The sequence below is a fragment of the Methylobacterium sp. AC315 genome (assembly GCF_979253755.1).
Map to the genome: position 1 here is coordinate 471719 of NZ_CEEDEA010000001.1, position 21729 is coordinate 493447.

Annotated in this window: 21 protein-coding genes; 18 read left to right on the forward strand and 3 right to left on the reverse strand. The window is 70.4% G+C overall.

The window, feature by feature from the left end:
- Window positions 1–4 precede the first annotated feature (4 nt).
- The 14 genes from bchB (at window position 5) to AC0IY0_RS02290 (ending at window position 16940) form a co-directional block, all read left to right on the forward strand.
- A complete protein-coding gene (bchB, locus tag AC0IY0_RS02225) occupies window positions 5–1594 on the forward strand; it encodes a ferredoxin:protochlorophyllide reductase (ATP-dependent) subunit B (RefSeq protein WP_471762951.1) in 1590 nt (529 codons plus the stop codon).
- Window positions 1584–5330 (forward strand): magnesium chelatase subunit H, encoded by a 3747-nt coding sequence (locus AC0IY0_RS02230; protein ID WP_471762952.1) that lies wholly within the window; start codon window positions 1584–1586, stop codon window positions 5328–5330. The genes bchB and AC0IY0_RS02230 overlap by 11 nt, the downstream gene beginning before the upstream one ends.
- Window positions 5327–6220: a ferredoxin:protochlorophyllide reductase (ATP-dependent) iron-sulfur ATP-binding protein gene (bchL, locus tag AC0IY0_RS02235; protein ID WP_147909140.1), complete on the forward strand. Its 894-nt coding sequence runs from the start codon at window positions 5327–5329 to the stop codon at window positions 6218–6220. Before AC0IY0_RS02230 ends, bchL begins: the two co-directional genes overlap by 4 nt.
- A gap of 16 nt (window positions 6221–6236) precedes the next feature.
- Entirely contained in the window at window positions 6237–6992 is a 756-nt protein-coding gene (gene bchM / locus AC0IY0_RS02240; RefSeq protein WP_471762953.1) for a magnesium protoporphyrin IX methyltransferase, read from the forward strand.
- Window positions 6989–8419: a BCD family MFS transporter gene (locus tag AC0IY0_RS02245; protein WP_471762954.1), complete on the forward strand. Its 1431-nt coding sequence runs from the start codon at window positions 6989–6991 to the stop codon at window positions 8417–8419. Before bchM ends, AC0IY0_RS02245 begins: the two co-directional genes overlap by 4 nt.
- An 18-nt stretch (window positions 8420–8437) precedes the next feature.
- Complete coding sequence (gene puhA / locus AC0IY0_RS02250) at window positions 8438–9217, forward strand: photosynthetic reaction center subunit H (protein ID WP_471762955.1); 780 nt, start codon at window positions 8438–8440, stop codon at window positions 9215–9217.
- A complete protein-coding gene (puhB, locus tag AC0IY0_RS02255; RefSeq protein WP_147938463.1) occupies window positions 9214–9870 on the forward strand; it encodes a photosynthetic complex putative assembly protein PuhB in 657 nt (218 codons plus the stop codon). Before puhA ends, puhB begins: the two co-directional genes overlap by 4 nt.
- Window positions 9871–9881: 11 nt before the next feature.
- On the forward strand, window positions 9882–10370 hold the full coding sequence (gene puhC, locus AC0IY0_RS02260; protein WP_419830143.1) for a photosynthetic complex assembly protein PuhC: 489 nt from the start codon (window positions 9882–9884) through the stop codon (window positions 10368–10370).
- A complete protein-coding gene (locus AC0IY0_RS02265) occupies window positions 10370–10666 on the forward strand; it encodes a hypothetical protein (protein ID WP_147854059.1) in 297 nt (98 codons plus the stop codon). Before puhC ends, AC0IY0_RS02265 begins: the two co-directional genes overlap by 1 nt.
- A complete protein-coding gene (gene acsF / locus AC0IY0_RS02270; protein WP_147938460.1) occupies window positions 10663–11751 on the forward strand; it encodes a magnesium-protoporphyrin IX monomethyl ester (oxidative) cyclase in 1089 nt (362 codons plus the stop codon). Before AC0IY0_RS02265 ends, acsF begins: the two co-directional genes overlap by 4 nt.
- Window position 11752: 1 nt before the next feature.
- Window positions 11753–12547, forward strand: a complete 795-nt coding sequence (puhE, locus tag AC0IY0_RS02275; protein ID WP_471762956.1) for a putative photosynthetic complex assembly protein PuhE — start codon at window positions 11753–11755, stop codon at window positions 12545–12547.
- Window positions 12548–12657: 110 nt separating this feature from the next.
- Window positions 12658–13875, forward strand: coding sequence for a 5-aminolevulinate synthase (gene hemA, locus AC0IY0_RS02280; RefSeq protein ID WP_461231685.1), 1218 nt, complete (start codon window positions 12658–12660; stop codon window positions 13873–13875).
- A 174-nt stretch (window positions 13876–14049) separates the two neighbouring features.
- Window positions 14050–15063, forward strand: a complete 1014-nt coding sequence (bchI, locus tag AC0IY0_RS02285) for a magnesium chelatase ATPase subunit I (protein ID WP_147909149.1) — start codon at window positions 14050–14052, stop codon at window positions 15061–15063.
- A 158-nt stretch (window positions 15064–15221) separates the two neighbouring features.
- Window positions 15222–16940, forward strand: coding sequence for a magnesium chelatase subunit D (locus AC0IY0_RS02290; RefSeq protein ID WP_471763023.1), 1719 nt, complete (start codon window positions 15222–15224; stop codon window positions 16938–16940).
- A 36-nt stretch (window positions 16941–16976) separates the two neighbouring features.
- Here the strand turns inward: AC0IY0_RS02290 and AC0IY0_RS02295 are convergent, their stop codons facing one another.
- Window positions 16977–17123: a hypothetical protein gene (locus AC0IY0_RS02295; RefSeq protein WP_187193642.1), complete on the reverse strand. Its 147-nt coding sequence runs from the start codon at window positions 17121–17123 to the stop codon at window positions 16977–16979.
- A 207-nt stretch (window positions 17124–17330) separates the two neighbouring features.
- Here AC0IY0_RS02295 and bchO point away from each other — a divergent pair, with 207 nt between their 5' ends.
- The 3 genes from bchO (at window position 17331) to AC0IY0_RS02310 (ending at window position 19680) form a co-directional block, all read left to right on the forward strand.
- Entirely contained in the window at window positions 17331–18236 is a 906-nt protein-coding gene (gene bchO / locus AC0IY0_RS02300; RefSeq protein WP_471762957.1) for an alpha/beta fold hydrolase BchO, read from the forward strand.
- Window positions 18237–18326: 90 nt separating this feature from the next.
- Entirely contained in the window at window positions 18327–19097 is a 771-nt protein-coding gene (locus tag AC0IY0_RS02305; RefSeq protein WP_147938456.1) for a gamma-glutamyl-gamma-aminobutyrate hydrolase family protein, read from the forward strand.
- A gap of 247 nt (window positions 19098–19344) precedes the next feature.
- On the forward strand, window positions 19345–19680 hold the full coding sequence (locus tag AC0IY0_RS02310; protein ID WP_471762958.1) for an outer membrane protein: 336 nt from the start codon (window positions 19345–19347) through the stop codon (window positions 19678–19680).
- Between the two features lie 230 nt (window positions 19681–19910).
- Here AC0IY0_RS02310 and AC0IY0_RS02315 read toward each other — a convergent pair whose 3' ends face one another.
- Window positions 19911–20123, reverse strand: coding sequence for a hypothetical protein (locus tag AC0IY0_RS02315; RefSeq protein ID WP_471762959.1), 213 nt, complete (start codon window positions 20121–20123; stop codon window positions 19911–19913).
- A gap of 40 nt (window positions 20124–20163) precedes the next feature.
- Window positions 20164–20379, reverse strand: coding sequence for a hypothetical protein (locus AC0IY0_RS02320; protein ID WP_471762960.1), 216 nt, complete (start codon window positions 20377–20379; stop codon window positions 20164–20166).
- A 300-nt stretch (window positions 20380–20679) separates the two neighbouring features.
- Here AC0IY0_RS02320 and AC0IY0_RS02325 point away from each other — a divergent pair, with 300 nt between their 5' ends.
- On the forward strand, window positions 20680–21555 hold the full coding sequence (locus tag AC0IY0_RS02325) for an SDR family oxidoreductase (protein ID WP_471762961.1): 876 nt from the start codon (window positions 20680–20682) through the stop codon (window positions 21553–21555).
- The last annotated feature ends 174 nt before the right edge of the window (window positions 21556–21729 follow it).

Below are 21729 nucleotides of genomic sequence, written 5' to 3' on the forward strand. Positions count from 1 at the left end.
GGCGATGCAGCTCACCCTCTGGACCTACGAAGGCCCCCCGCATATCGGCGCGATGCGCATCGCCACCGCGATGACCGGACTTCACTACGTGTTGCACGCGCCGCAGGGGGACACCTACGCAGACTTGCTGTTCACGATGATCGAGCGGCGCGATGCCCGTCCGCCCGTCACCTACACGACCTTCCGGGCTCAGGATCTCGGCCGCGACACCGCCGAGCTGTTCAAGACCTCGGTCGCCGCCGCCTACGCGCGCTTCCAGCCGCAGGCGATGATCGTCGGCGCCTCCTGCACCGCCGAGCTGATCCAGGACGATCCGGGCGGTCTGGCCAAGGCCCTCAACCTGCCGATCCCGGTGATCCCGCTGGAGCTGCCGGCCTATCAGAAAAAAGAAAACTGGGGGGCGTCCGAGACCTTCTATCGGTTGGTCCGGGCGCTCGCCGGAGCGCCCGGACCGCGTCCCGCGCGGGAGCCGGGCCGGCGTCCGCTTTGCAACATCCTCGGCCCGACGGCGCTCGGCTTTCGCCACCGCGACGACCTGATCGAGATCCGCAGGCTGCTTGATACGCTCGGGGTCGACGTCAACGTGGTGGCGCCGCTGGGTGCCAGCCCGGCCGACCTCGGTCGCTTCAAGGATGCCGACTTCAACGTCGTGCTCTACCCGGAGACCGCCCGCAGCGCGGCCGAGTATCTCAAGAAGAGCTTCGGGCAGCCGTTCACCCGTGAGGTGCCGCTCGGCGTCGGCGCCACGCGCCGCTTCGTCGCCGAGATCGCGGGCCTCGCCGGCCTCGATCCGGCACCGCTCCTCGAGGGCCCTGGCTCGCGGCTCCCGTGGTACTCGCGCTCTGTCGATTCGACCTACCTGACCGGCAAGCGCGTCTTCGTATTCGGCGACGCCACGCACGCGATCGGCATCGCCAGGATGGCGGCCCGGGAGCTGGGCTTCACCGTCGTCGGCCTCGGGACCTACAGCCGCGAATTCGCCCGCGAAGTTCGGGCCGAGGCCGCCGAGCACGGCATCGAGGCGCTGATCACCGACGATTATCTCGACGTCGAGGCTGCGATCCGCGCCGCCGCCCCAGAGTTGGTCCTTGGAACCCAGATGGAGCGCCACGTCGCCAAGCGGCTCGGCATCCCCTGTGCGGTGATCTCCGCCCCGATCCACGTCCAAGATTTCCCGGCACGCTACGCTCCGCAGATGGGTTTCGAGGGCTCCAACGTCCTGTTCGACACCCTGGTCCATCCGTTGATGATGGGCCTGGAGGAGCACCTGCTCGGTATGTTCCGGGAGGATCCCGAATTCCACGACGGCGTCGGGCCCTCGCATCTCGGCGGCAACGCCCTCGCGGTCTCCGCGCCGCAGGAATCCGAAGCGGCCGATCCGGCACCGGCAGCGACTGCCGCGATCCTCTTGGACGAAGACGTCGTGATCACGGCCGCGCCCTGGGCGCCCGAGGCCGAGAAAGAGCTGAAGAAAATCCCGTTCTTCGTGCGCGGTAAGGCGCGCAGCAACACGGAAAAATTCGCCCGTGAGCGGCGGCTGCCGCTCATCACCCTCGAAACCCTCTACGACGCCAAGGCGCATTATGGCCGCTAGAGCGCTCACCGCCGGCCTGGCGGCCGGCTCGGCCAAGGCGGACGCATCCAAGCGCCGGCCGCCGATTCGGGTCGTCATCGTCACACTCGACAACCACCTCGCGAGCGCGGTGGAGCGGGCGCGTCTGCGCCTGCGGTCCGAGATGCCGGGTCTGGTGCTCGACTTCCACGCGGCGGCCGAGTGGGACAACGATCCTGCCTCGCTCGACGCCTGCCGCAGCGACATCGCGCAGGCCGACATCGTGCTCTCCGCGATGCTGTTCATGGACGAGCATGTCCGGGCGATCCTGCCGGCGCTCGCGGCGCGGCGTGACGCTTGCGACGCGATGGTCGGGTGCCTGTCCGCCGGCGAGGTGGTGAAGACGACCAAGCTCGGCCGCTTCGACATGAGCGGCAACAAGCGCAGCGCCCTCGACTTTCTGAAGAAGCTGCGCGGCAAGCCGGGCCAGCAGGGCAATGCCGGCCGGCAGATGGCGCTTGTGCGCAAGCTGCCGAAGATCCTGCGCTTCATCCCGGGCTCGGCGCAGGACGTGCGCGCCTATTTTCTCACCCTGCAATACTGGCTCGCCGGCTCGGATGAGAACGTCGCGGCGCTGGTCCGCTTCCTGGTACACCGCTACGCCGCCGGTGCCCGCGCGGCGTGGCGCGACGGACCGGCCGCGCCGGCCCCACTCGACTATCCGGAAACCGGCCTCTACCACCCCCGCTTGGTCGGCCGGATCGGCCAGGACCCATCCCGGCTGCCCCGCGGCGCCGACGCGAAAGGCCGCGTCGGGCTGCTGCTGATGCGCAGCTACGTGCTGGCTGGCAACACCGCCCATTACGATGGTGTGATCGCCGCCCTCGAAGCCCGGGGCCTCGACGTGGTTCCCGCCTTCGCCAGCGGCCTCGACAACCGTCCGGCCGTGGACGCCTTCTTCATGCAGGACGGCCGCGCCCGCATCGACGCGCTGGTGTCGCTCACCGGGTTCTCGCTAGTCGGCGGCCCGGCCTACAACGACGCCGCCGCCGCCGAGGCGATGCTGGCCCGGCTCGACGTACCCTACATCGCCGCGCAGGCTTTGGAGTTCCAGACGATCGAGCAATGGGAGGCGGGCGAGCGTGGCCTGTCGCCCGTGGAGGCGACCATGATGGTCGCGATCCCCGAACTCGACGGCGCCACCGCCCCGATGGTGTTCGGCGGCCGCTCGTCGGCCTCCGGCAGCGACAACGCCCGGGACATGCGCGCCCATCCGGAGCGGGTCGCCCGCCTCGCCGAGCGTGTCCGGAGCCTCGTTTCTCTGCGCCGCACTCCGAAGGCCGAGCGCAAGCTCGCCGTGGTGCTGTTCAACTTCCCGCCGAATGCCGGCGCCACCGGCACGGCGGCGTTCCTGTCGGTCTACGCTTCGCTGCTCAACACCCTGAAGGGCTTGGCGGCGGAGGGCTACACCGTGGATGTCCCGGAGACCGTCGATGCCCTGCGCGACGGGATCCTCGAGGGTAACGCCAAGCGCTATGGGACCCAGGCCAACGTCCACGCCCGCATCCCGGCCGAGAACCACCTGCGCCGGGAGACATATCTGGCCGAGATCGAGGCCCAGTGGGGCCCGGCACCCGGCCGCCACCAGACCAACGGCGCCGACCTGTTCGTGCTGGGCGCCCGGTTCGGAAACGTCTTCGTCGGCGTACAGCCGGCCTTCGGCTACGAGGGCGACCCGATGCGGCTGCTGTTCGAGCGCGGCTTCGCGCCGACCCACGCGTTCTCGGCCTTCTACCGCTACCTGCGCGAGGATTTCGCCGCCGACGCCGTGCTGCATTTCGGCACCCACGGGGCGCTCGAGTTCATGCCCGGCAAGCAGACCGGACTGTCCGAGGCCTGCTGGCCGGAGCGGATGATCGGGGCAATGCCAAACATCTACCTCTATGCCGCCAACAACCCTTCTGAAGGGACCCTGGCCAAGCGCCGCTCGGCCGCGACATTGGTGAGCTACCTGACCCCGAGCCTGGCCACCGCCGGGTTGTACCGCGGGCTGCTCGACTTGAAGAGCTCGATGGAGCGCTGGCGCGGGCTCGATCTCGAAGCGACGGCCGAGCGTGAGACCCTCGCCCGGATGATCCAGGACCAGGGCGCGGCCCTCGACCTCGTCGCCGCCGAGCCGGCCTGGACCGGCGATCTCGGCGTCCGGGTCGGCAACCTCTGGTCCGCCGTGCAGGAGTTGGAGCAGACCCTGATCCCGCACGGGCTGCATGTGGTCGGCCAAGGCGTCCCGGAGGAGGAGCGGGTCGATCTGCTGCTCGCCCTGGCGGAAGCCTCGCACGGGCTGAAGCCGGACCGTGCCGGCATCGCCGCCCTGGTGGCCGGCGGCGCCATCGAGGATGCCTTCGCGGCCTCCGGGCTGCCCGAGCATCCCGAGACCCGCACCGCGTTCTCTGACCTCGCCAGGACCGAGACTCTGCTGGCGAGGGACCACGAGGTCCCGGCCCTGCTGCGGGCGCTCGATGGCCGCTTCATCCCGCCGGTGGCCGGAGGCGACCTTCTGCGCAACCCCGCGATCCTGCCGACCGGGCGCAACATCCACGGCTTCGACCCGTACCGCTTGCCGTCGACCTTCGCGGTCGCCGACGGCGCCCGGCAGGTCGAGCGCATCCTCGAGCGCTTCGCTGCGGACGGCAAACCCTATCCCGAGAGCGTGGCCTTGGTCCTGTGGGGGACTGATAACCTCAAGAGCGAGGGCGGCCCGATCGCGCAGGCGCTGGCCCTGATCGGCGCGGCCCCGCGCTTCGACGGTTACGGCCGTCTCAGCGGCGCCGCGCTGATCCCGTTAGAGACCCTCGGCCGCCCGCGGATCGACGCGGTCGTCACCCTCTCGGGCATTTTTCGCGACCTTCTGCCCTTGCAGACCAAGCTCCTCGCCGAAGCCTCCTATCTCGCCGCCACCGCCGACGAGCCATTGGAAAAGAATTTCGTCCGGAAGCACGCGCTGGCGATCCAGGCGGAGCAGGGCTGCGACCTGGAAACCGCTGCGCTACGGGTCTTCTCGAACGCCGAGGGCGCCTACGGGGCCAACGTCAACCACTTGGTCGATTCGGGGGCCTGGGACGACGATGCCGAGCTGTGCGAGACGTTCTCGCGCCGCAAGAGCTTCGCGTATGGCCGCACGGGCAAGCCGACGCCGCAGCGGGACCTGATGAAGACGGTGCTGGCCTCCGTCGACATGGCCTACCAGAATCTCGACTCGGTCGAGGTCGGCGTCACCTCGGTGGACCACTACTTCGACGGCCTGGGCGGCATGGGCCGGGCGGTGGCCCGCGCCCGCGGCGAAGCGGTGCCGATCTACATCAGCGACCAGACCCGCGGGGAGGGGCGCGTGCGCTCCCTGGAGGAGCAGGTGGCGCTTGAGACGCGCACCCGCATGCTCAACCCGAAATGGTACGAGGGCCTGCTCGGACACGGCTATGAGGGCGTGCGCCAGATTGAATCCCACCTGACCAACACGGTCGGCTGGTCGGCCACCGCCAACGCGGTCCAGCCCTGGATCTACGAGCGGATCACCGAGACCTACGTGCTCGACCCGGCCATGCGCGAGCGCATGGCTTCCCTCAACCCCACCGCCTCCGCCAAGGTCGCCCAACGGCTGATCGAGGCACACCGGCGCGGCTTCTGGACTCCGAACGCAGAGATGCGGGACGCCCTCGACCGGGCCGAGGAGGAACTGGAAGATCGTCTCGAGGGCGTCACCACAGGAGTCGCCGCATGAACATCGCCATCCGTAATCCGGTCGTTGCCCGGAAGGAAGAAGGCAGCCTCCAGGTCGCCCTCGATCCGGACCTGAAGATCGAGACCGCGAAGGTGTTCGCGGTCTACGGCAAGGGCGGCATCGGCAAGTCCACCACCTCGTCGAACCTGTCGGTGGCGTTCTCGAAGCTCGGCAAGCGGGTGCTGCAGATCGGCTGCGACCCTAAGCACGACTCGACCTTCACGCTGACCAAGCGCCTCGCCCCAACGGTCATCGACGCCCTGGAAGCGGTGAACTTCCACTCGGAGGAGCTGCGCGTCGAGGACTTCGTGGTCGAAGGCTACAACGGCGTGATGTGCGTCGAGGCCGGCGGCCCGCCCGCGGGTACGGGCTGCGGCGGCTACGTGGTCGGCCAGACCGTGAAGCTCCTCAAGGAGCATCACCTGCTCGAGGACACCGACGTCGTCGTGTTCGACGTGCTGGGCGATGTGGTCTGCGGCGGCTTCGCCTCGCCGCTCCAGCATGCCGACCGTGCGCTGATCGTCACCGCCAACGACTTCGACTCGATTTTCGCGATGAACCGGATCGTGGCGGCGATCCACGCCAAGTCCAAGAACTACCCGGTGCGGCTCGGCGGCGTCATCGCCAACCGCTCGGCCAAGACCGACGAGATCGACCGGTTCAACGACGCGGTCGGCCTGAAGCGGCTGGCGCACTTCCCCGATCTCGACGTGGTCCGCCGCTCGCGGCTCAAGAAGTCGACCCTGTTCGAGATGGACTCCTCCCCCGAGCTCGACGCGGTCACGGCCGAGTACATGCGCCTCGCCGAGACGCTCTGGGCCGGCGGGGAGCCCTGCGAAGCCCTGCCGATGAAGGACCGCGACCTGTTCGAATTCCTAGGGTTCGATTGAGATTGGGGTTCGACTGATGGCGGGCGCGAGCTACGACACGAGACGGGGCGAACTGACCACCTATTTCGACCGCACCGCGGTCGAGGCCTGGTCGCGCCTGACCTCCGATGCGCCGGTGAGCCGGATCCGCGCCACCGTGCGGGCCGGCCGGGACGCGATGCGCGGAACGCTGCTCTCTTGGCTGCCCGCCGACATGACCGGCCTGCGCCTGCTCGATGCCGGCTGCGGCACCGGGGCGCTCAGCGTCGAGGCTGCACGGCGCGGCGCCGAAGTGGTCGCCATCGACGTCTCGCCTACCCTCGTCGAGCTCGCACGGGAGCGCCTGCCGGCGATCCCCGGCGCCGGCCGGATCGATTTCCGCGTCGGCGACATGCTCGACCCGGACCTCGGCCGCTTCGACCACGTGGTGGCGATGGATTCGCTGATCCATTACCGCGCCGCCGACATCGTTCGGGCGCTCGCTCTCCTAGGCGCCCGCACCGACGGCTCGGTGCTGTTCACGGTGGCGCCCCGCACGGCGCTGCTGACCCTGATGCACGCGGCCGGGCAGTTCTTTCCCCGCGGCGACCGCTCGCCGGCGATCGTTCCGGTGACGGAGGGCGGGCTCCGGCGGCGCATCTCTTCGGAGCCGGCGCTCGACGGGTTCGCCTGGTCGCGAAGTCACAGGGTCAACAGCGGGTTCTACCTGTCGAACGCGGTGGCGCTGACGCGGACGCGCCCGTCCACGCCTTCCGAACGCGGGGACGCGGCCCGGCCCGGGGCGTCGTCATGAGGACCGGCTCCCGGAAACTCACCCACGCCCTGATGCGCCTCGGCCCGGCGATCCTGCCCTTCGCGGATGCCGCCACTGTCGAACTGCCGATGGGGCGTCTGCTGCGGCTCGCGCTGTTCCAGGTCACGGTCGGCATGGCGGCGGTGCTGCTGATCGGCACGCTCAACCGGGTGATGATCGTCGAGCTCGGCGTTCCGGCCTGGATCGTCGCCGTGATGCTGGCCCTGCCGCTGATCTTCGCGCCGTTGCGGGCCCTGGTCGGGTTCCGCTCGGACACGCACCGCTCGGTTCTGGGCTGGCGGCGGGTGCCGTATATCTGGTTCGGCACCCTGCTCCAGTTCGGCGGCCTGGCGATCATGCCGTTCGCGCTGCTGATCCTGTCCGGCGACACCACCGGCCCGCTCTGGGTCGGGGACGTGGCGGCGGCCTTCGCGTTCCTGCTGGTCGGGGCCGGTCTGCACACCACCCAGACCGTTGGTCTCGCCCTCGCCACCGACCTCGCCCCCGCGCATGCCCGGCCCAAGGTGGTGGCCCTGCTCTGCGTCGCCCTGCTGTTCGGCATGATGGCGAGTGCCCTGCTGTTCGGGCTGTTCCTGGCCCACTTCTCCCCCGTGCGGCTGATCCAGGTGATCCAGGGCGCGGCCCTGGTCACCATCGTGCTGAACGGGATTGCCCTGTGGAAGCAGGAGCCGCGCGACCCGAACCGGAGCCGGACCGCTCCCACACGGGACTTCCGCTCCTCCTGGCGCGACTATGCCGGGCAAGGTGCCGCGCGGCGGCGCCTCGTGGCGATCGGGCTCGGCACCGCCGGGTTCTCGATGCAGGACATCCTGCTGGAGCCCTATGGCGGCCAGATCCTGCACCTTTCGGTCGGGGCGACCACGGCGTTGACCGCGCTGCTCGCCGCCGGCGGCGGGCTTGGCCTGCTGATCGCCGCCCGCTGGCTCGGGCGCGGCGGCGACCCGTTCCGGGTTTCGGCGGTGGGCGTCGGCATCGGCATCCTGGCGTTCTCGGCGGTGGTCTTTGCGGCGCCGCTGGCTTCGGCCGACCTGTTCGCGGCCGGTGTGAGCCTGATCGGCCTGGGCGGCGGCCTGTTCGCCCACGGCACGCTCACCGCCTCGATGAACCGGGCCGGGCCCGAGGATACCGGGCTGGCGCTCGGCGCCTGGGGCGCCGTGCAGGCGACCGCAGCCGGCCTCTCGATCGCTGCCAGCGGCGTGGTGCGCGACGTCGGCGGCGCCATCGCCCAGTCGGGGGTGCTCGGCGAGGGCATGAACGAGCCCGCGATCGGCTACCTCATCGTCTACCACATAGAGATCGCCCTCCTGTTCGCGGCCCTGATCGCCCTGGGTCCGCTCGTGCGGGAGGACGCGCGTGCAACGGTTCGAGATCGCCTCGGCGGCACCCTTGCCGAACGGACGGCCTGAGACTCGGGGAGGACAACCATGCCAACCGGCGCCATTACGGGTTACGTCGACGTCGCCCAGGTCGTGCTCTACGCCTTCTTCATCTTCTTCGCCGGCTTGGTGTTCTGGCTGCGCCGGGAGGATCGCCGGGAGGGCTACCCGTTGGAGAACGAGATCGTCGGCCGTCGCAAGGCGCCGGACCCGGTCCTGATCCCGCGCTCCAAGGCGTTCCACCTGCCGGGCGGCGAGACCACCTACGCGCCGCAGGCGATGCAGGGCCGCGACGACATCGAGACCGGGATCCCGGCCCGCAAGGTCGAGCCCTGGCCCGGCGCGCCCTACGAGCGGACCGACCGCTCGCTCCAGGCGGGCGTCGGCCCCGGTTCCTGGGTCGTCCGCCACGACGTGCACGACAGGACCTGGGACGACGAGAAGCGGATCGTGCCCCTGCGGGTCGCCACCGCCTTCGTCGTCCACGAGGACGGCCCGAACCCGATCGGCATGACTGTGTTCGGCACCGATAACGGGGTGGCGGGCGTCGTCAGCGACGTCTGGATCGACCGCGGCGAATCGCTGATCCGCTACTACGAGGTCGAATTGCCCACGGGCGGACGCAGGCTGATGCCGTCCGCGTTCTGCCGGGCCGGCGGCTTCACCAAGACGGTGAAGTCCGAAGCCCTGCTCGCCGACCAGTTCGCCGACATCCCGGCGACGCGGGATCCCGACAGCATCACCTTCCTGGAGGAGGAGCGGATCATGGCCTATTTCGGTGCCGGCACGCTCTACGCCACCCCGGCCCGGGCGGAGCCCCTGCTATGAGCGGCGATTTCCTGCCCGAGGGCACCCCGCGCGGGTTGCCGGGCCCGCTTCCGGCGGGCGAGCGCATCCTGTGGCAGGGCGCGCCGACCACCGCGGGGGCACTGGTCCGGATCTATCACGCCCGCCTGGTCGCCGCCTGGTTCGCCGCCTGCGCCCTGGCCTTCGGGCTCAGCGCCGGCTCGCCCGCGGCGGCGCTCTCCACCGTGGGGCCGACGCTGGTGGTCGGCGCGGTCGGATTGGCCCTTCTGCGTCTGTTCGCCTGGCTGACCCACCGCACCACGGTCTACACGATCACCAACCGCCGGGTGGTGCTGCAGGCCGGGATCGCCCTGCCGGTGACCCACAACGTGCCCTTCGCCCAGATCGAGGGTGCGGCGTTGCGTGCCTTCACGGACGGGAGCGGAGACTTGCCGCTCCAGTTGCGGCCGGGCCTCCGCATCGCCTACCTTCAGCTGTGGCCGCATGCCCGGCCCTGGCGTCTCGGCCGGACTCAGCCCATGCTGCGATCCGTGCCTGATGCGGATGCGGTTGCGATGGTCCTGGCGCGGGCGATCGAGGCCCATGCCGAGGCGTCTCAGACGGTACGGCCCATGATCGTCCCGCGTCCGCGGGCGGTCCAAGACAATCCCGGCCGCCTCGTCGCGGCCGAGTAGGGAGAGGCGCGATGGGCGAGCGGGCGGAGAGCGTCGGCCGGGCCAAAAGCTCGGCAGCCGGACCGGCACCGGCTCTGCTGATGATCGGCGCCGGCGCGCTGATGGGCTTCTCCATGCTGGCCGTCCTGATCGGGCGCAGCGAAGGCATCGGCATGATCGCCCTGCCGCCGGCCAAGCCCGTCGAGCGGCTCGAATTCCGCGCCGAGGACCAAGTCGACGGATCGATCGCCCTGCGTAACGCCGCCGACCGGCACATCGTCGCCTGGATCCGCCCCGGCGAGGACGGCTTTCTGCGCGGGACGCTGCGGGGCTTGGCCCAGGCCCGCCAGCGCGATGGCCTCGGCCAGGAACAGCCGTTCAGCCTGACCCGCTACGACGACGGCCGTCTCTCGCTCGCGGACGACGCCACCGGCCGCCGGGTGCCGCTCGAGGCGTTCGGCCCGACCAATGCCGGCGCCTTCGCCCGGCTGCTCGCCGCCGCCACGACGGAGACCCGCTGATGGGCCTGTTTGGGAGCCGCACCGTCACCGTGCCCTGCACGGTCGAGATCGAGCAGACGCCCGAGAGCCTGCACGCGCACGTGACCCTGGATTCCGGCTTCGAGATCGAGCCCGGCGACGAGGTCCAGGTCCACGACGCGCCGACCTCCGTGCCCTATGGCGAGCGGCTCACCGTCCGCCGCACCGCCACCGTCACCCGGGCCGGCCCGCTCGAGCGGGCCTGGACCAAGCTCGTCGCCCATCTCGAACTGACCGAACTCTACGAGGTCAGTTTTTCCGAGAGGAGGAAGCTGTGAACGCTCCTGTCCCGCCGCTCTCCGGCCAGCCGGTCCCGAAAACACCGGTCAACGAATCGACCAAGGCCGCGCAGGAGACGACCTTCCTGAGCCCGCGCTTCTACACCACCGATTTCGTCGAACTCGACCGCACCGATGTCGAGCCCGTGCGCCGGGACTGGGACCTGCTCATCGCCGAGTTGCGCGACGACCCCAACAAGCGCCACTTCACCCGCAACGCCGACTTCGACTGCGACCTGTCGCAGATGGAGCCCGAGCTGCGGAAGGAGTTTCTGGACTTTCTGGTGTCGTCGATCACCGCCGAGTTCTCCGGCTGCGTGCTCTACGCCGAGATGCGCAAGCGCGCGAAGAACAAGGACATCAAGGAGCTGTTCGGCTTCATGAGCCGCGACGAGGCCCGCCACGCCGGCTTCATCAACGACACGCTCAAGGATTTCGGGATCGGCGTAGACCTGGGCTTCCTCACCAAGTCGAAAAAATACACGTTCTTCCGGCCGAAGTTCATCTTCTACGCGACGTACCTGTCCGAGAAGATCGGATACGCCCGCTACATCACGATCTTCCGGGAGCTGGAGAAGCACCCGGAGCGGCGCATCCATCCGATCTTCAAGTGGTTCGAGTTGTGGTGCAACGACGAGTTCCGCCACGGTGAGGCATTCGCGCTGTTGATGCGCGCCAACCCCAAGCTGACCAGCGGCATCAACCGCTACTGGATCCGGTTCTTCCTGCTGGCGGTCTTCGCCACGATGTACGTACGTGACCATCACCGCCCGGCCTTCCACGCCGCGCTGGGGGTCGATCCGACCGACTACGATTACAGGGTCTTCCGCATCACCTCCGAGATCTCGCGTCAGACCTTCCCGCTGGAGCTCGATCTCGACAACCCGAAGTTCCACGCCGGGCTGGAGACGCTGCTGGCCTGCTCGCGGGCGATCGCGGAAGCCCGGGCTCAGGGCGGCGTCCTGGGCAAGCTGAAGCACGGGGTCCAGGTGCTGCGCGCGGCCGCCACCTTCGTCCGGCTCTATCTCCTGCCGGTGAAGGCGAACGCATTGCCGGCCGACATCCGCCTCCAGCCGGTCTGGTAGAATGGCGACCTACGCCGCGCCGGTGGTCTACGCGCTTCTGCTCTGGTGGTTCTCCACCGGGCTGATCCTGCTGCTCGACCACGCGCCGCGGCGCACGCATCCGTGGAGCATGGCCGGCGCGACCCTGCTGCTTGCCGGCGCCCTGGTGGCGATCCGTACCAGCGCCCAGGATACCAGCGCCGCAGGGGCCTACACGGCCTTCACGGCCGCCCTGGTGGTGTGGGGTTGGCAGGAGATGAGCTACTACATGGGCTTCCTGTCGGGCCCGAAGCCGTTCGCCTGCGCGCCGGGCTTGCGCGGTTTCGACCGGTTTCTGGCTGCGCTCGCCACCAGCCTGTGGCACGAATTCGCCATCGTGATCGGCGGCCTGGCGATCCTGGCGCTGGTCTGGGGCGGGGCCAACACCATCGCGTTATGGACCTACGGCGCGCTGGTGGTGATGAACCTGTCGGCGCGGTTGAACCTGTTCCTCGGGGTGCGCAACCTGCACGCCGAGTTTCTGCCTGATCACCTCGGCTACCTGGCCTGCTACCTGTCGCGCAAGCCGATGAACCTCCTGTTCCCGGTCTCGGTGAGCCTCGGGACCATCGCGGCGGGGCTGCTCGGGCGGGCGGCGCTCGGTCCGGACCTGTTGGCGCACGAACTGATCGGTTTCACCGTGCTGGCGACCCTGATGGCGCTGGCGACGCTCGAACACTGGTTCCTGATGCTGCCGCTGCCCTCGGCCGAATTGTGGCGGTGGAGTTTGCCGGCCCGCAGGCCGGACGGCGCGGCACGGCCGCGGGACAACGGGTAGACCCGGGCATCACAACGGGAGTTCGCGCGCGCACCAGTTTGGAACTGGTCTCGTGCGAAATCCAACCTCACAGGCGGGGGCAACCCGCGAACCAATCGGGGAGAGGCGACATGGACTACGAGACCTTCTTCGGAGCCGAGATCGCCGGTCTCCACCGCGAAGGGCGCTACCGGGTCTTCACCGATCTCGAGCGCCACGCCGGTAACTTCCCGCACGCCACGCACCACCACCCGGCCGGCACGCGCCCGGTCACGGTCTGGTGCTCGAACGACTATCTCGGCATGGGCCAGCACCCCACGGTCACCGGGGCGATGCACGAGGCGATCGACCGCTGCGGCGCCGGCGCCGGCGGCACCCGCAACATCTCCGGCACCAACCACTATCACGTGCTGCTGGAGCAGGAGCTCGCCGACCTCCACCGCAAGGAGGCGGCCCTGCTGTTCACCTCCGGCTACGTCTCGAACTGGGCGGCGCTCGGGACCCTGGCGTCGCGCCTGCCGAACTGCGCGGTCTTCTCCGATTCCGAGAACCACGCGTCGATGATCGAGGGCATCCGGTTCTCCCGGGCCGAACGCCACATTTTTCGTCACAACGATCCGGAGGATCTGAACCGGAAGCTCGCCTTGGTCGATCCGGCCCGGCCGAAGCTCATCGCGTTCGAATCCGTGTACTCGATGGACGGCGACATCGCCCCCATCGAAGAAATCTGCGACGTGGCCGAGGCCCATGGGGCGCTCACCTATCTCGACGAGGTCCACGCGGTCGGCCTCTACGGCGCCCGTGGCGGCGGAATCTCGGAGCGCGACGGCGTCGCCCACCGCCTCGACGTGATCGAGGGGACGCTGGGTAAGGCGTTCGGCGTGCACGGTGGCTACATCACCGCCTCGGAGAAGCTGTGCGACTTCGTGCGCAGCTTCGCCTCCGGCTTCATCTTCACCACCTCGCTGCCCCCCGCGGTTGCGGCCGGCGCAGCGGCCTCGATCCGCCATCTCAAGGCCAGCGGCACCGAGCGGGCGCGCCATCAGGAGCGCTGCGCCAAGGTCCGGACCGCCCTGGAGGCCGCCGACATCCCGGTCCTGCCCAACGACAGCCACATCGTGCCGGTGATGGTCTGCGATCCCGTGCTGTGCAAGGCGATCTCCGACACCCTGCTCGACGAGTTCGGCATCTACGTGCAGCCGATCAACTACCCGACGGTGGCCCGCGGCACCGAGCGCCTCCGGATCACCCCGTCGCCGCTGCACACGGACGCGGATATCGCCAATCTGGTCGGGGCGCTCTCCACGATCTGGGCGCGGATCGGGCTCCGGCAGAAGGCGGCGGAGTAGCGGTTCCCTTCTCCCACCCGCTCCCGCATCCTGAGAGCCCGCGCGAGCGGGCGTCGACGGAGCCTTCAAGCCGGCGACCCGATCCCCGAAGGTCTCGTTCGAGGCATTCGCTGCGCTTCGGCACCTCAGGATGAGGGGGGTGGATCGGATTCCCCAGCAGCATCGAGTCACCGCGTGCCAACCTTCCCCTTCTCGGCCATCGTCGCGCAGGACGAGATGCGCCAGGCGCTGCTGATCGCCGCCGTGGATCCCTCCATCGGCGGCGTGCTGGTGTTCGGCGACCGCGGCACGGGGAAATCCACGGCGATCCGGGCGCTGGCCGCCCTGCTGCCGCCGATGCGGGCGGTGGTCGGCTGCCCGTACCGGTGCGACCCCGACAGCCCGGCCGAAGCCTGCCCGCACTGCGCGGCCACGCCGGGCCCGCGCAAGAGTCACAAGACGGCGGTGCCGGTGGTGGACCTTCCGCTCGGCGCCACCGAGGACCGGGTGGTCGGCACCCTCGATCTGGAGCGGGCGCTCGGCGCCGGCGTGAAGGCGTTCGAGCCGGGGCTGCTGGCCCGGGCCAATCGCGGTTTTTTGTATATTGACGAAGTGAACCTCCTCGAGGACCACCTGGTGGATCTCCTCCTCGACGTGGCGGCCTCCGGGATCAACACCGTGGAGCGGGAGGGCCTCAGCTTGCGCCACCCCGCCAAGTTCGTCCTGGTCGGCTCCGGCAACCCGGAAGAGGGGGAGCTGCGCCCGCAGCTGCTCGACCGGTTCGGGCTGGCCTGCGAGGTCGTGACCCCGCGGGACATCGCCACCCGGATCGCGGTGGTGCGCGCCCGCGACGCCTACGAGCGCGACCCCGAGGGGTTCTGTGCCGCCCGCGCCCGGGACGAGGCCGCCATCCGGAAGAAGATCCTGTTGGCCCGGGAACGCCTGCCGGGCCTGACGGTGCCGGATTCGGCGTTGGAGCGCGCCGCTCAGCTCTGCCTGGCGCTCGGCACCGATGGCTTGCGCGGCGAGCTGACCCTGATGCGCACGGCCCGGGCCTTGGCGGCCCTCGACGGCGCCGGTTCGGTCACGGACGACCACATCCGCCGGGTCGCCCCGGCCGCCCTGCGCCATCGCCTGCGACGCAATCCGCTGGATGAATCCGGCTCGACCGCCCGGGTCGAGCGGGCGCTGGCGGAGGTGTTCTCGTGACGGAGCCGCCGTCTCTCCCTCCCCGCGCTACGGGGGAGGGTACCCTGCGCAGCATAGGGGGCCGGGACGAAGTCCCGCGAGATGGGCAGCGCGTCGGCTCAGAATGCGAGACCCGTCGCGGTTCCTCCGGCAGCGGCGCTCCCCTCTCCCGACCCTCGCTGACGCGAGGGCCATCCTCCCCCGCAGAGGGGGGAGGGAAGGCGGAAGCACCAAAAAAAACCTGGCTCGAAGCCTGCATCGCCGCACGCCTCCTGGCCGCCGACCCGAGCGGATGCGGCGGCGCGGTGGTGCGGGCGGGGCCCGGGCCTGTACGCGACCGCTGGCTCGATGACGTGCGGGCGTTGCTCCCCACAGGCACGCCCTGGCGGAGGCTGCCGCCGGGCATCGGCGACGACGGCCTGCTCGGCGGCCTCGACCTCGCCGCGACGCTCGCGGCCGGCCGGCCGATGGCGCGGACCGGCCTGCTCGCCGAGGCCGATGGTGGGCTGATCGTCGTGCCCATGGCCGAGCGGCTGCCCCCCGGCGTCGCGGCCCGCCTGGCCGCCGCCCTCGACACGGGTACCGCGTCGGAGCGGCCGGCGCGCTTCGGCCTCGTGCTGCTCGACGAGGGCGAGGGCGACGAGACCGTGGCGGAGTCCCTCGCCGACCGCCTGGCCTTCCGGATCGACCTGAGCGGCGTCGGGCTCGCGGATTGCGATGCCGCTCAAGTCGATCCGGAGTCCGATCCCGGCGCCCCGGAAGCCGACCCGCTCGGCGTACTGTGCCGATTGTCGGAGGCGTTCGGCGTCGCCTCCCTGCGCGGGCCAATCCTGGCCGCCCGGGTGGCCAGGTCCCTGGCAGCCGGGAACCCGGTCGGCGCGGCCGAGCTCACCATGGCGGCTCGCCTGGTCCTGGCGCCGCGGGCCACGCGGCTGCCCATGCCGGAGGACGCGCCACCCGAGGAGGCCGAGGCACCACCTCCGCCCCCGCCCGCGGAAGACCAGGCTGCCGCGGAAGACGCGTCGGATCCCGCCCCCGCCGAGGCGGCCGACGACCGCGTGCTCGATGCGGTGCGCACGGCGATCCCGGCAAACCTCCTGGATCAGTTGCTGGCGGGGGGCGTACGGCTCTCGGCCGCGAAGGCCGGGCGGGTCGGCCAGCCGGCGGCGTCCCGCACCGGGCGGCCGATCGGCAGCCGGCGGGGCGATCCGCGGCGCGGGCGCCTCGACCTGCTGGCGACCCTGCGGGCGGCGGCCCCGTGGCAGACGCTGCGGCGGGCGGAGGGGGAAACCCGCCCGATCGTGGTCCGGCGGGACGACCTGCGGATCCGGATCCTGCGGCAGCGGACCGAGACCACGACGGTGTTCTGCGTCGACGCCTCGGGCTCGGCCGCCCTGGAGCGGCTGGCCGAGGCGAAGGGCGCGGTCGAGCTGCTGCTGGCCGAGGCGTATGTCCGGCGCGACCGGGTCGCCCTGGTGGCGTTCCGCGGCAGCGGTGCGGAACTGGTGCTGCCGCCGACCCGCTCGCTCACCCGGGCGAAGCGCGGCCTCTCGGGCCTGCCGGGCGGGGGTGGGACGCCGCTGGCCGCCGGGATCGATGCGGCACTCAACGTGGCGCTCGGCGTGCGTCGGAGCGGAAGCCGACCGGTCATCGTGCTGCTGACTGACGGACGCGCCAACGTGGCACGCTCGGGGGAGGGCGGCCGGGCCCGGGCCGGGGCCGAAGCCCTGCAGGCGGGCCGGGCGCTCCGGGCGGCCGGGTTGCCGGCCCTGGTGATCGATACCGGGGCCCGGGGCGAAGGCGCCCGGGCGGTCGCCGAGGCGATGGCGGCCCGCTATCTCGTGCTGCCGCGGGCCGATGCCGGCCTGCTCAGCGCCGCGGTACGGGCCGCGCTCTGAGCAGAGAGGTTGGGCGGGGCCGAAACCGGTCGAGGATCAGAGGTGGTAGCCGGCCCCGAGATCGGCGACGCGCTGGTTGTGGGACATCCAGGCGTTCAGCATCTCGCGGAACAGGCCTCGGAAGCTCCAGCGGCCGTTGGTCGAGCCGGCAAAGTGATGGGTCGAGGAGGTGAAGACGATCATGGCCGGTTCCTACGATGAGAGATGCGCGGTGCCTGCGTTCGCCCCTTTGATGCTCTCGATGCTGCGTCGCAGCAATCCAGGCTGTGGCAGCGGTGGCATGCGATTTCCGCATGCGTTCTCAGTGCCTTACGAAATATTTCCAACCCAGAACGATAGCGCAGCCATGATCCATGTAGCTACCTTTGGTGCGTCGCGGGACGATGGCCGGTGCTGAGGCCCCGCGACGCCGACCGGCCCGATTGGGCAGTCGAGGGCCGGGATTGGCCGCATCGGGACGCGAGCCGCTTCGTTGAGGCGGCGGGCCTGCGCTGGCATGTCCAGGAGTTCGGGCGGCCCGAGGCGCCGGTGCTGCTGCTCCTGCACGGGACCGGGGCGGCCACCCATTCCTGGCGCGGGCTCGCACCGCTCCTGGCCCAGGATTTCTTCGTCATCGCCCCGGACCTTCCGGGCCACGGCTTCACCGATCCCCTGCCGGACGCCGACCTGTCGCTGCCCGGCATGGCCAGGGCCGTGGCGGGGCTCGTGGGCGTGCTCGGACGCCCGCCCATCGTGGCGGCCGGTCACTCGGCTGGGGCGGCCGTGCTGGCGCGGATGTGCCTGGACGGGTCGATCGCGCCGCGCCTGCTCGCGGCATTCAACGGTGCTCTGGCACCGTTGCCCGGGGCGGCGAGCCTGCTGTTCCCCGGCATGGCGAGGCTGCTGTTCCTCAACCCGTTCACGCCGAGGATCTTCGCCTGGACGGCGGACCGGTCGGCGGCCAAAAAGCTGATCGAGGGGACGGGCTCGCGGCTCGATCCGCAGGGCGTCGATCTCTACAGGCGCCTGTTCGCCCGGGCCGGGCACGTCCGCGGGGCGCTGGGCATGATGGCGAACTGGGATCTCGCCGGCCTGCACCGGGCGCTGCCGGACCTCACGACCCGGACCCTGCTGATCGTCGGCGGCGACGATAGAGCGATCCTGCCCGACACCGCCTTCTCGGTCCGCGACCGCTTGCCCGACGCCCGCGTCGCGCTGATCCGGGGGCTCGGCCATCTCGCGCACGAGGAGGCTCCCGAGCGGGTCGCCGAGGTGCTGCACGAGGAGGCCCGGGCCGCGGGCATTCTCGGCGTCTGACGGGACTGGCGCCGGGTTTGCGTGGGTCGTAGAGCCAACCGCAAGGTGCAGGGCCTGCGGCGAGGCCAAGATGAAGGAGTGGCCGGGACGATGGCGAGACCCGTGATCGGCGTCATCGGAAACGCGCGCCTGCTCGACAACCGGTTCACGGCACAGATCGTCGGCCAGAACAACCTCCGGGCGGTGGCCGAAGTGGCCGGGGCCCTGCCGCTGATGTTCGCCGGCTGCCCCGGGATCACCGATCTCGGCGACCTCCTCGACACGGTCGACGGCATCCTGCTCACCGGCGGCCGCGCCAACGTCCATCCAACCCGGTTCAGCACCGCGGCGGACCCCGCCCACGAGCCCTACGACGAGGCCCGCGACGCGACGGCGCTTCCGCTGATCGAGGCCTGCGTGGCGCGGGGCGTACCACTGTTCGGCATCTGCCGCGGGTTTCAGGAGATGAACGTCGCCTTCGGTGGCAGCCTGCACCCGGAGATCCGCAACCTGCCCGGGCGCCTCAACCACCGGATGCCACGGCTCGAGAACGGCGAGATTCACCCGGACCTCGAAGTGGTGTTCGCCGACCGCCACGCGGTCCGCCTCACCCCGGGCGGCGCCTTCGCGCGGCTGCTCGGGCGCGAGACGATCCGGGTGAACTCCTTGCACGGCCAGGGCATCTTGAAGCCGGGCGCCCGTATCGTGATCGAAGGCATCGCCGAGGACGACACCATCGAGGCGATCCGCATCCACGACGCGCCGGGCTTCGCCCTGGGCGTGCAATGGCACCCGGAGCACGACGCCGCGACCAACCCGATCAACCGGGCGTTGTTTGCGGCGTTCGGGGCTGCGACGGCGCGGAGGCGGGCCTCACGATGAGAGGCGTGGAATAGACCCTGCGACGGCCCACTACCGGCACCGCCGATCAGGCCGGCACCCTTCGATATCGCGCTGCTGCGAACGCATTTACTGCAGAAAGCAAATTGACCACACCGCGAAACGCGTTTGTTTTGATCCAGTAACAGCAGCACCGGGCGTCTGGGCGGGATCAGCACGGTCCGGCAGATGGGCAACGCGCTCGGGGACCCTGCGCGGGCGCGTCGGCTACGCCTTCGACCGCACCCTCGTGTACGGCACCGGCGGCTTCGCCTACGCAGGCGAGACCTACCGCGGCGTCTTCCAGACGGCGGCCGGCCGGCCGAGCTTCTACGGCGGCAGCTCGCGCGTCGAGACCGGCTATGCCGTCGGCGGCGGCATCGAGTTCGCCCTGCCCACCGATTCGGCGTTCAATATCTTCCACACCAACGCCGTGACCCTCAGAGGCGAGGCGCTGTACTACGATTTCGGACGCCGCACCGTCCCGGTCGTGGCGGTCGGACCGGGCGTCGGCGCCTACGTGGCGCGCTTCCGGAACGAGGGCGTGCTCGGCCGCTTCGGCTTGAACTACAAGTTCGGCAGCTAAAGCATCGCTCCGGAAGGCGGCCGCCGGCTCGTCGATGGCTTCGCGGTCCGCTCAGGACTGCAAGCGCTCGCCGCCGACAGGGATCCCGGCTCGGTCGAGCGAGGGCCTCGCATCAAGGATCTGGCGCATTCGGCAAAAGGCCGAGTAAGTATGGCCTTCTGTTTCCGTCGGTCGGCCTTTCGTCCTCCGCATCGGCCCTGACGAGCCCGAGCGGCGTTCGCATCCGCGCCTCACGGCCGCTTCGGCACCGGCCGCCGGCAATAGGCGCGCGCCTCCGCGTCCGAGAGGCCGTCCTGGGCCGTCACACATTGATCGAGGGTCAGGCCGATGCTGACCGCGTAGGTCTGGTTCGGCGACAGGGCCTCGCGGGCGAGACCCGCCAGGTAGACCAGGAACGCGGCCACCGCGACCAGGGTCACGGCCACGATGGCGCGGTTCAGCATCGGTCCCGCTCCCGTCCACGCCGGAGGACCCAGCGGCCCATCACGGGAACCCGACCAACAGTTGCGCCAGCGCGAGCAGCACAAGGCCCGCGCAGATCAGCACGACGGCGGTGCGATCGAGATCAGGCCGGCCCATCGCGGGCCGGCCTAACCCATCGTGCCGGGTACTGGAACCGGTACGATACGCTGGCTTTCTGATGCGCATCGGCTTTTTGCCGAACACCGGTGGCCGGCTTTCAGGATGATGCTCCCGCATCCGCCGTGGAGCGGGCGGCGCCCGGCGCGGAGCTCACTGGAGCACGCCTCCACAGGCCCGCGGCCGGGCCGAAGGTGAGCGACAGCATCGCGGCGCCGAGCAGGGCGCGATCGATCCTGCGTGCGACGCGAGCCTTAGACTGCAACACGATCATGGCGCGCCCTCCCTCGGGCCGGAGAATGGGGAGCGCCTGTTGCTGCTCGATGTCCCCGCGTCTCCATCCCCATCGGCGCGTCGGCGCGGCACAGGAACACCCCGGTCGAGCCATCGTTGGACCCATAACCCAACGCGAGACCCCGCATGACCACAGATCCGCTGCACAAGTATCCCCGTCCGCCGTTCGAGGCGCAGCCGCAGAGCTTTCCGGGCAAGACCGGCCGCATGGCGCCCGAGCCCGATCACGGCGAGGACAGCTACAAGGGCGCGGGCAAGCTCACCGGCAAGGTCGCGCTGATCACCGGTGGCGACAGCGGCATCGGCCGCGCGGTGGCGATCGCCTACGCCCGCGAGGGGGCCGACGTCGCCATCTCCTACCTGCCCGAGGAGCAGGCGGATGCCGAGGCGGTGAGCGGCTGGATCGAGAAGGCGGGTCGGCGCGCGCTGCTGCTGCCGGGCGACCTCAAGGATCCCGCCTACGGCCGCTCGATCGTGGCCCGCACCGCAGAGACCTTTGGACGCCTCGACGTGCTTGTGAACAACGGCGCGTTCCAGCAGCCGAACCAGGGCCTGGACGCCATCGAGGACGCCATCTTCGAGGACCATTTCCGCACGAACGTGTTCGGCCCGTTCTACGTGACCAAGGCGGCGCTCGCCCACCTGAAGCCCGGCGCGTCGGTGATCTTCACCTCCTCGGTGAATTCCAAGCATCCGATGCCGTCCCTCATGGCCTATAGTGCGACCAAGGGCGCACTGAGCAACATGGTGCTGAGCCTGTCCCAACTCCTGGCCGAGAAGGGCATCCGGGTGAACGGCGTGCTGCCGGGCCCGATCTGGACGCCGTTCATCCCGTCCGGAATGAGCCAGGATTCGGTGAAATCCTTCGGTAGCCAAGTGCCGTTCGGCCGCCCGGGCCAGCCGGCCGAGCTCGCCTCCGCGTACGTGATGCTGGCCTCCGAGGAGAGCAGCTACACGTCGGGGGCGCTCGTCACCGTGGCCGGCGCGATGCCGGTGTTCTGAGCCGGACCGTTCCCGCTTTCTGCATCCGGGAACACCGCCGGGCTTGCCACCGGGCGGTGTCCCACACCCGCGCGCTTTTCGAGGCTCGCCCGCCCGTGGTATCGACAGGCCTCCTCCTCGATCCACCGGAAGACACCGACCGCGCCCCGAGGCGCGGGGCGCCGGCAGGACACG

What these genes read in the sequence shown, in the direction of transcription:
- puhC (WP_419830143.1), top strand. Translation starts at nt 9,882, where the DNA reads ATGGGCGAGCGGGCGGAGAGCGTCGGCCGGGCCAAAAGCTCGGCAGCC.
- AC0IY0_RS02325 (WP_471762961.1), top strand. Translation starts at nt 20,680, where the DNA reads ATGACCACAGATCCGCTGCACAAGTATCCCCGTCCGCCGTTCGAGGCG.
- puhB (WP_147938463.1), top strand. Translation starts at nt 9,214, where the DNA reads ATGAGCGGCGATTTCCTGCCCGAGGGCACCCCGCGCGGGTTGCCGGGC.
- AC0IY0_RS02265 (WP_147854059.1), top strand. Translation starts at nt 10,370, where the DNA reads ATGGGCCTGTTTGGGAGCCGCACCGTCACCGTGCCCTGCACGGTCGAG.
- AC0IY0_RS02315 (WP_471762959.1), bottom strand. Translation starts at nt 20,123, where the DNA reads ATGCTGAACCGCGCCATCGTGGCCGTGACCCTGGTCGCGGTGGCCGCG.
- hemA (WP_461231685.1), top strand. Translation starts at nt 12,658, where the DNA reads ATGGACTACGAGACCTTCTTCGGAGCCGAGATCGCCGGTCTCCACCGC.
- bchM (WP_471762953.1), top strand. Translation starts at nt 6,237, where the DNA reads ATGGCGGGCGCGAGCTACGACACGAGACGGGGCGAACTGACCACCTAT.
- bchL (WP_147909140.1), top strand. Translation starts at nt 5,327, where the DNA reads ATGAACATCGCCATCCGTAATCCGGTCGTTGCCCGGAAGGAAGAAGGC.
- AC0IY0_RS02295 (WP_187193642.1), bottom strand. Translation starts at nt 17,123, where the DNA reads ATGATCGTCTTCACCTCCTCGACCCATCACTTTGCCGGCTCGACCAAC.
- puhA (WP_471762955.1), top strand. Translation starts at nt 8,438, where the DNA reads ATGCCAACCGGCGCCATTACGGGTTACGTCGACGTCGCCCAGGTCGTG.
- AC0IY0_RS02245 (WP_471762954.1), top strand. Translation starts at nt 6,989, where the DNA reads ATGAGGACCGGCTCCCGGAAACTCACCCACGCCCTGATGCGCCTCGGC.
- AC0IY0_RS02320 (WP_471762960.1), bottom strand. Translation starts at nt 20,379, where the DNA reads ATGCGGGAGCATCATCCTGAAAGCCGGCCACCGGTGTTCGGCAAAAAG.
- AC0IY0_RS02230 (WP_471762952.1), top strand. Translation starts at nt 1,584, where the DNA reads ATGGCCGCTAGAGCGCTCACCGCCGGCCTGGCGGCCGGCTCGGCCAAG.
- bchB (WP_471762951.1), top strand. Translation starts at nt 5, where the DNA reads ATGCAGCTCACCCTCTGGACCTACGAAGGCCCCCCGCATATCGGCGCG.
- puhE (WP_471762956.1), top strand. Translation starts at nt 11,753, where the DNA reads ATGGCGACCTACGCCGCGCCGGTGGTCTACGCGCTTCTGCTCTGGTGG.
- AC0IY0_RS02305 (WP_147938456.1), top strand. Translation starts at nt 18,327, where the DNA reads ATGGCGAGACCCGTGATCGGCGTCATCGGAAACGCGCGCCTGCTCGAC.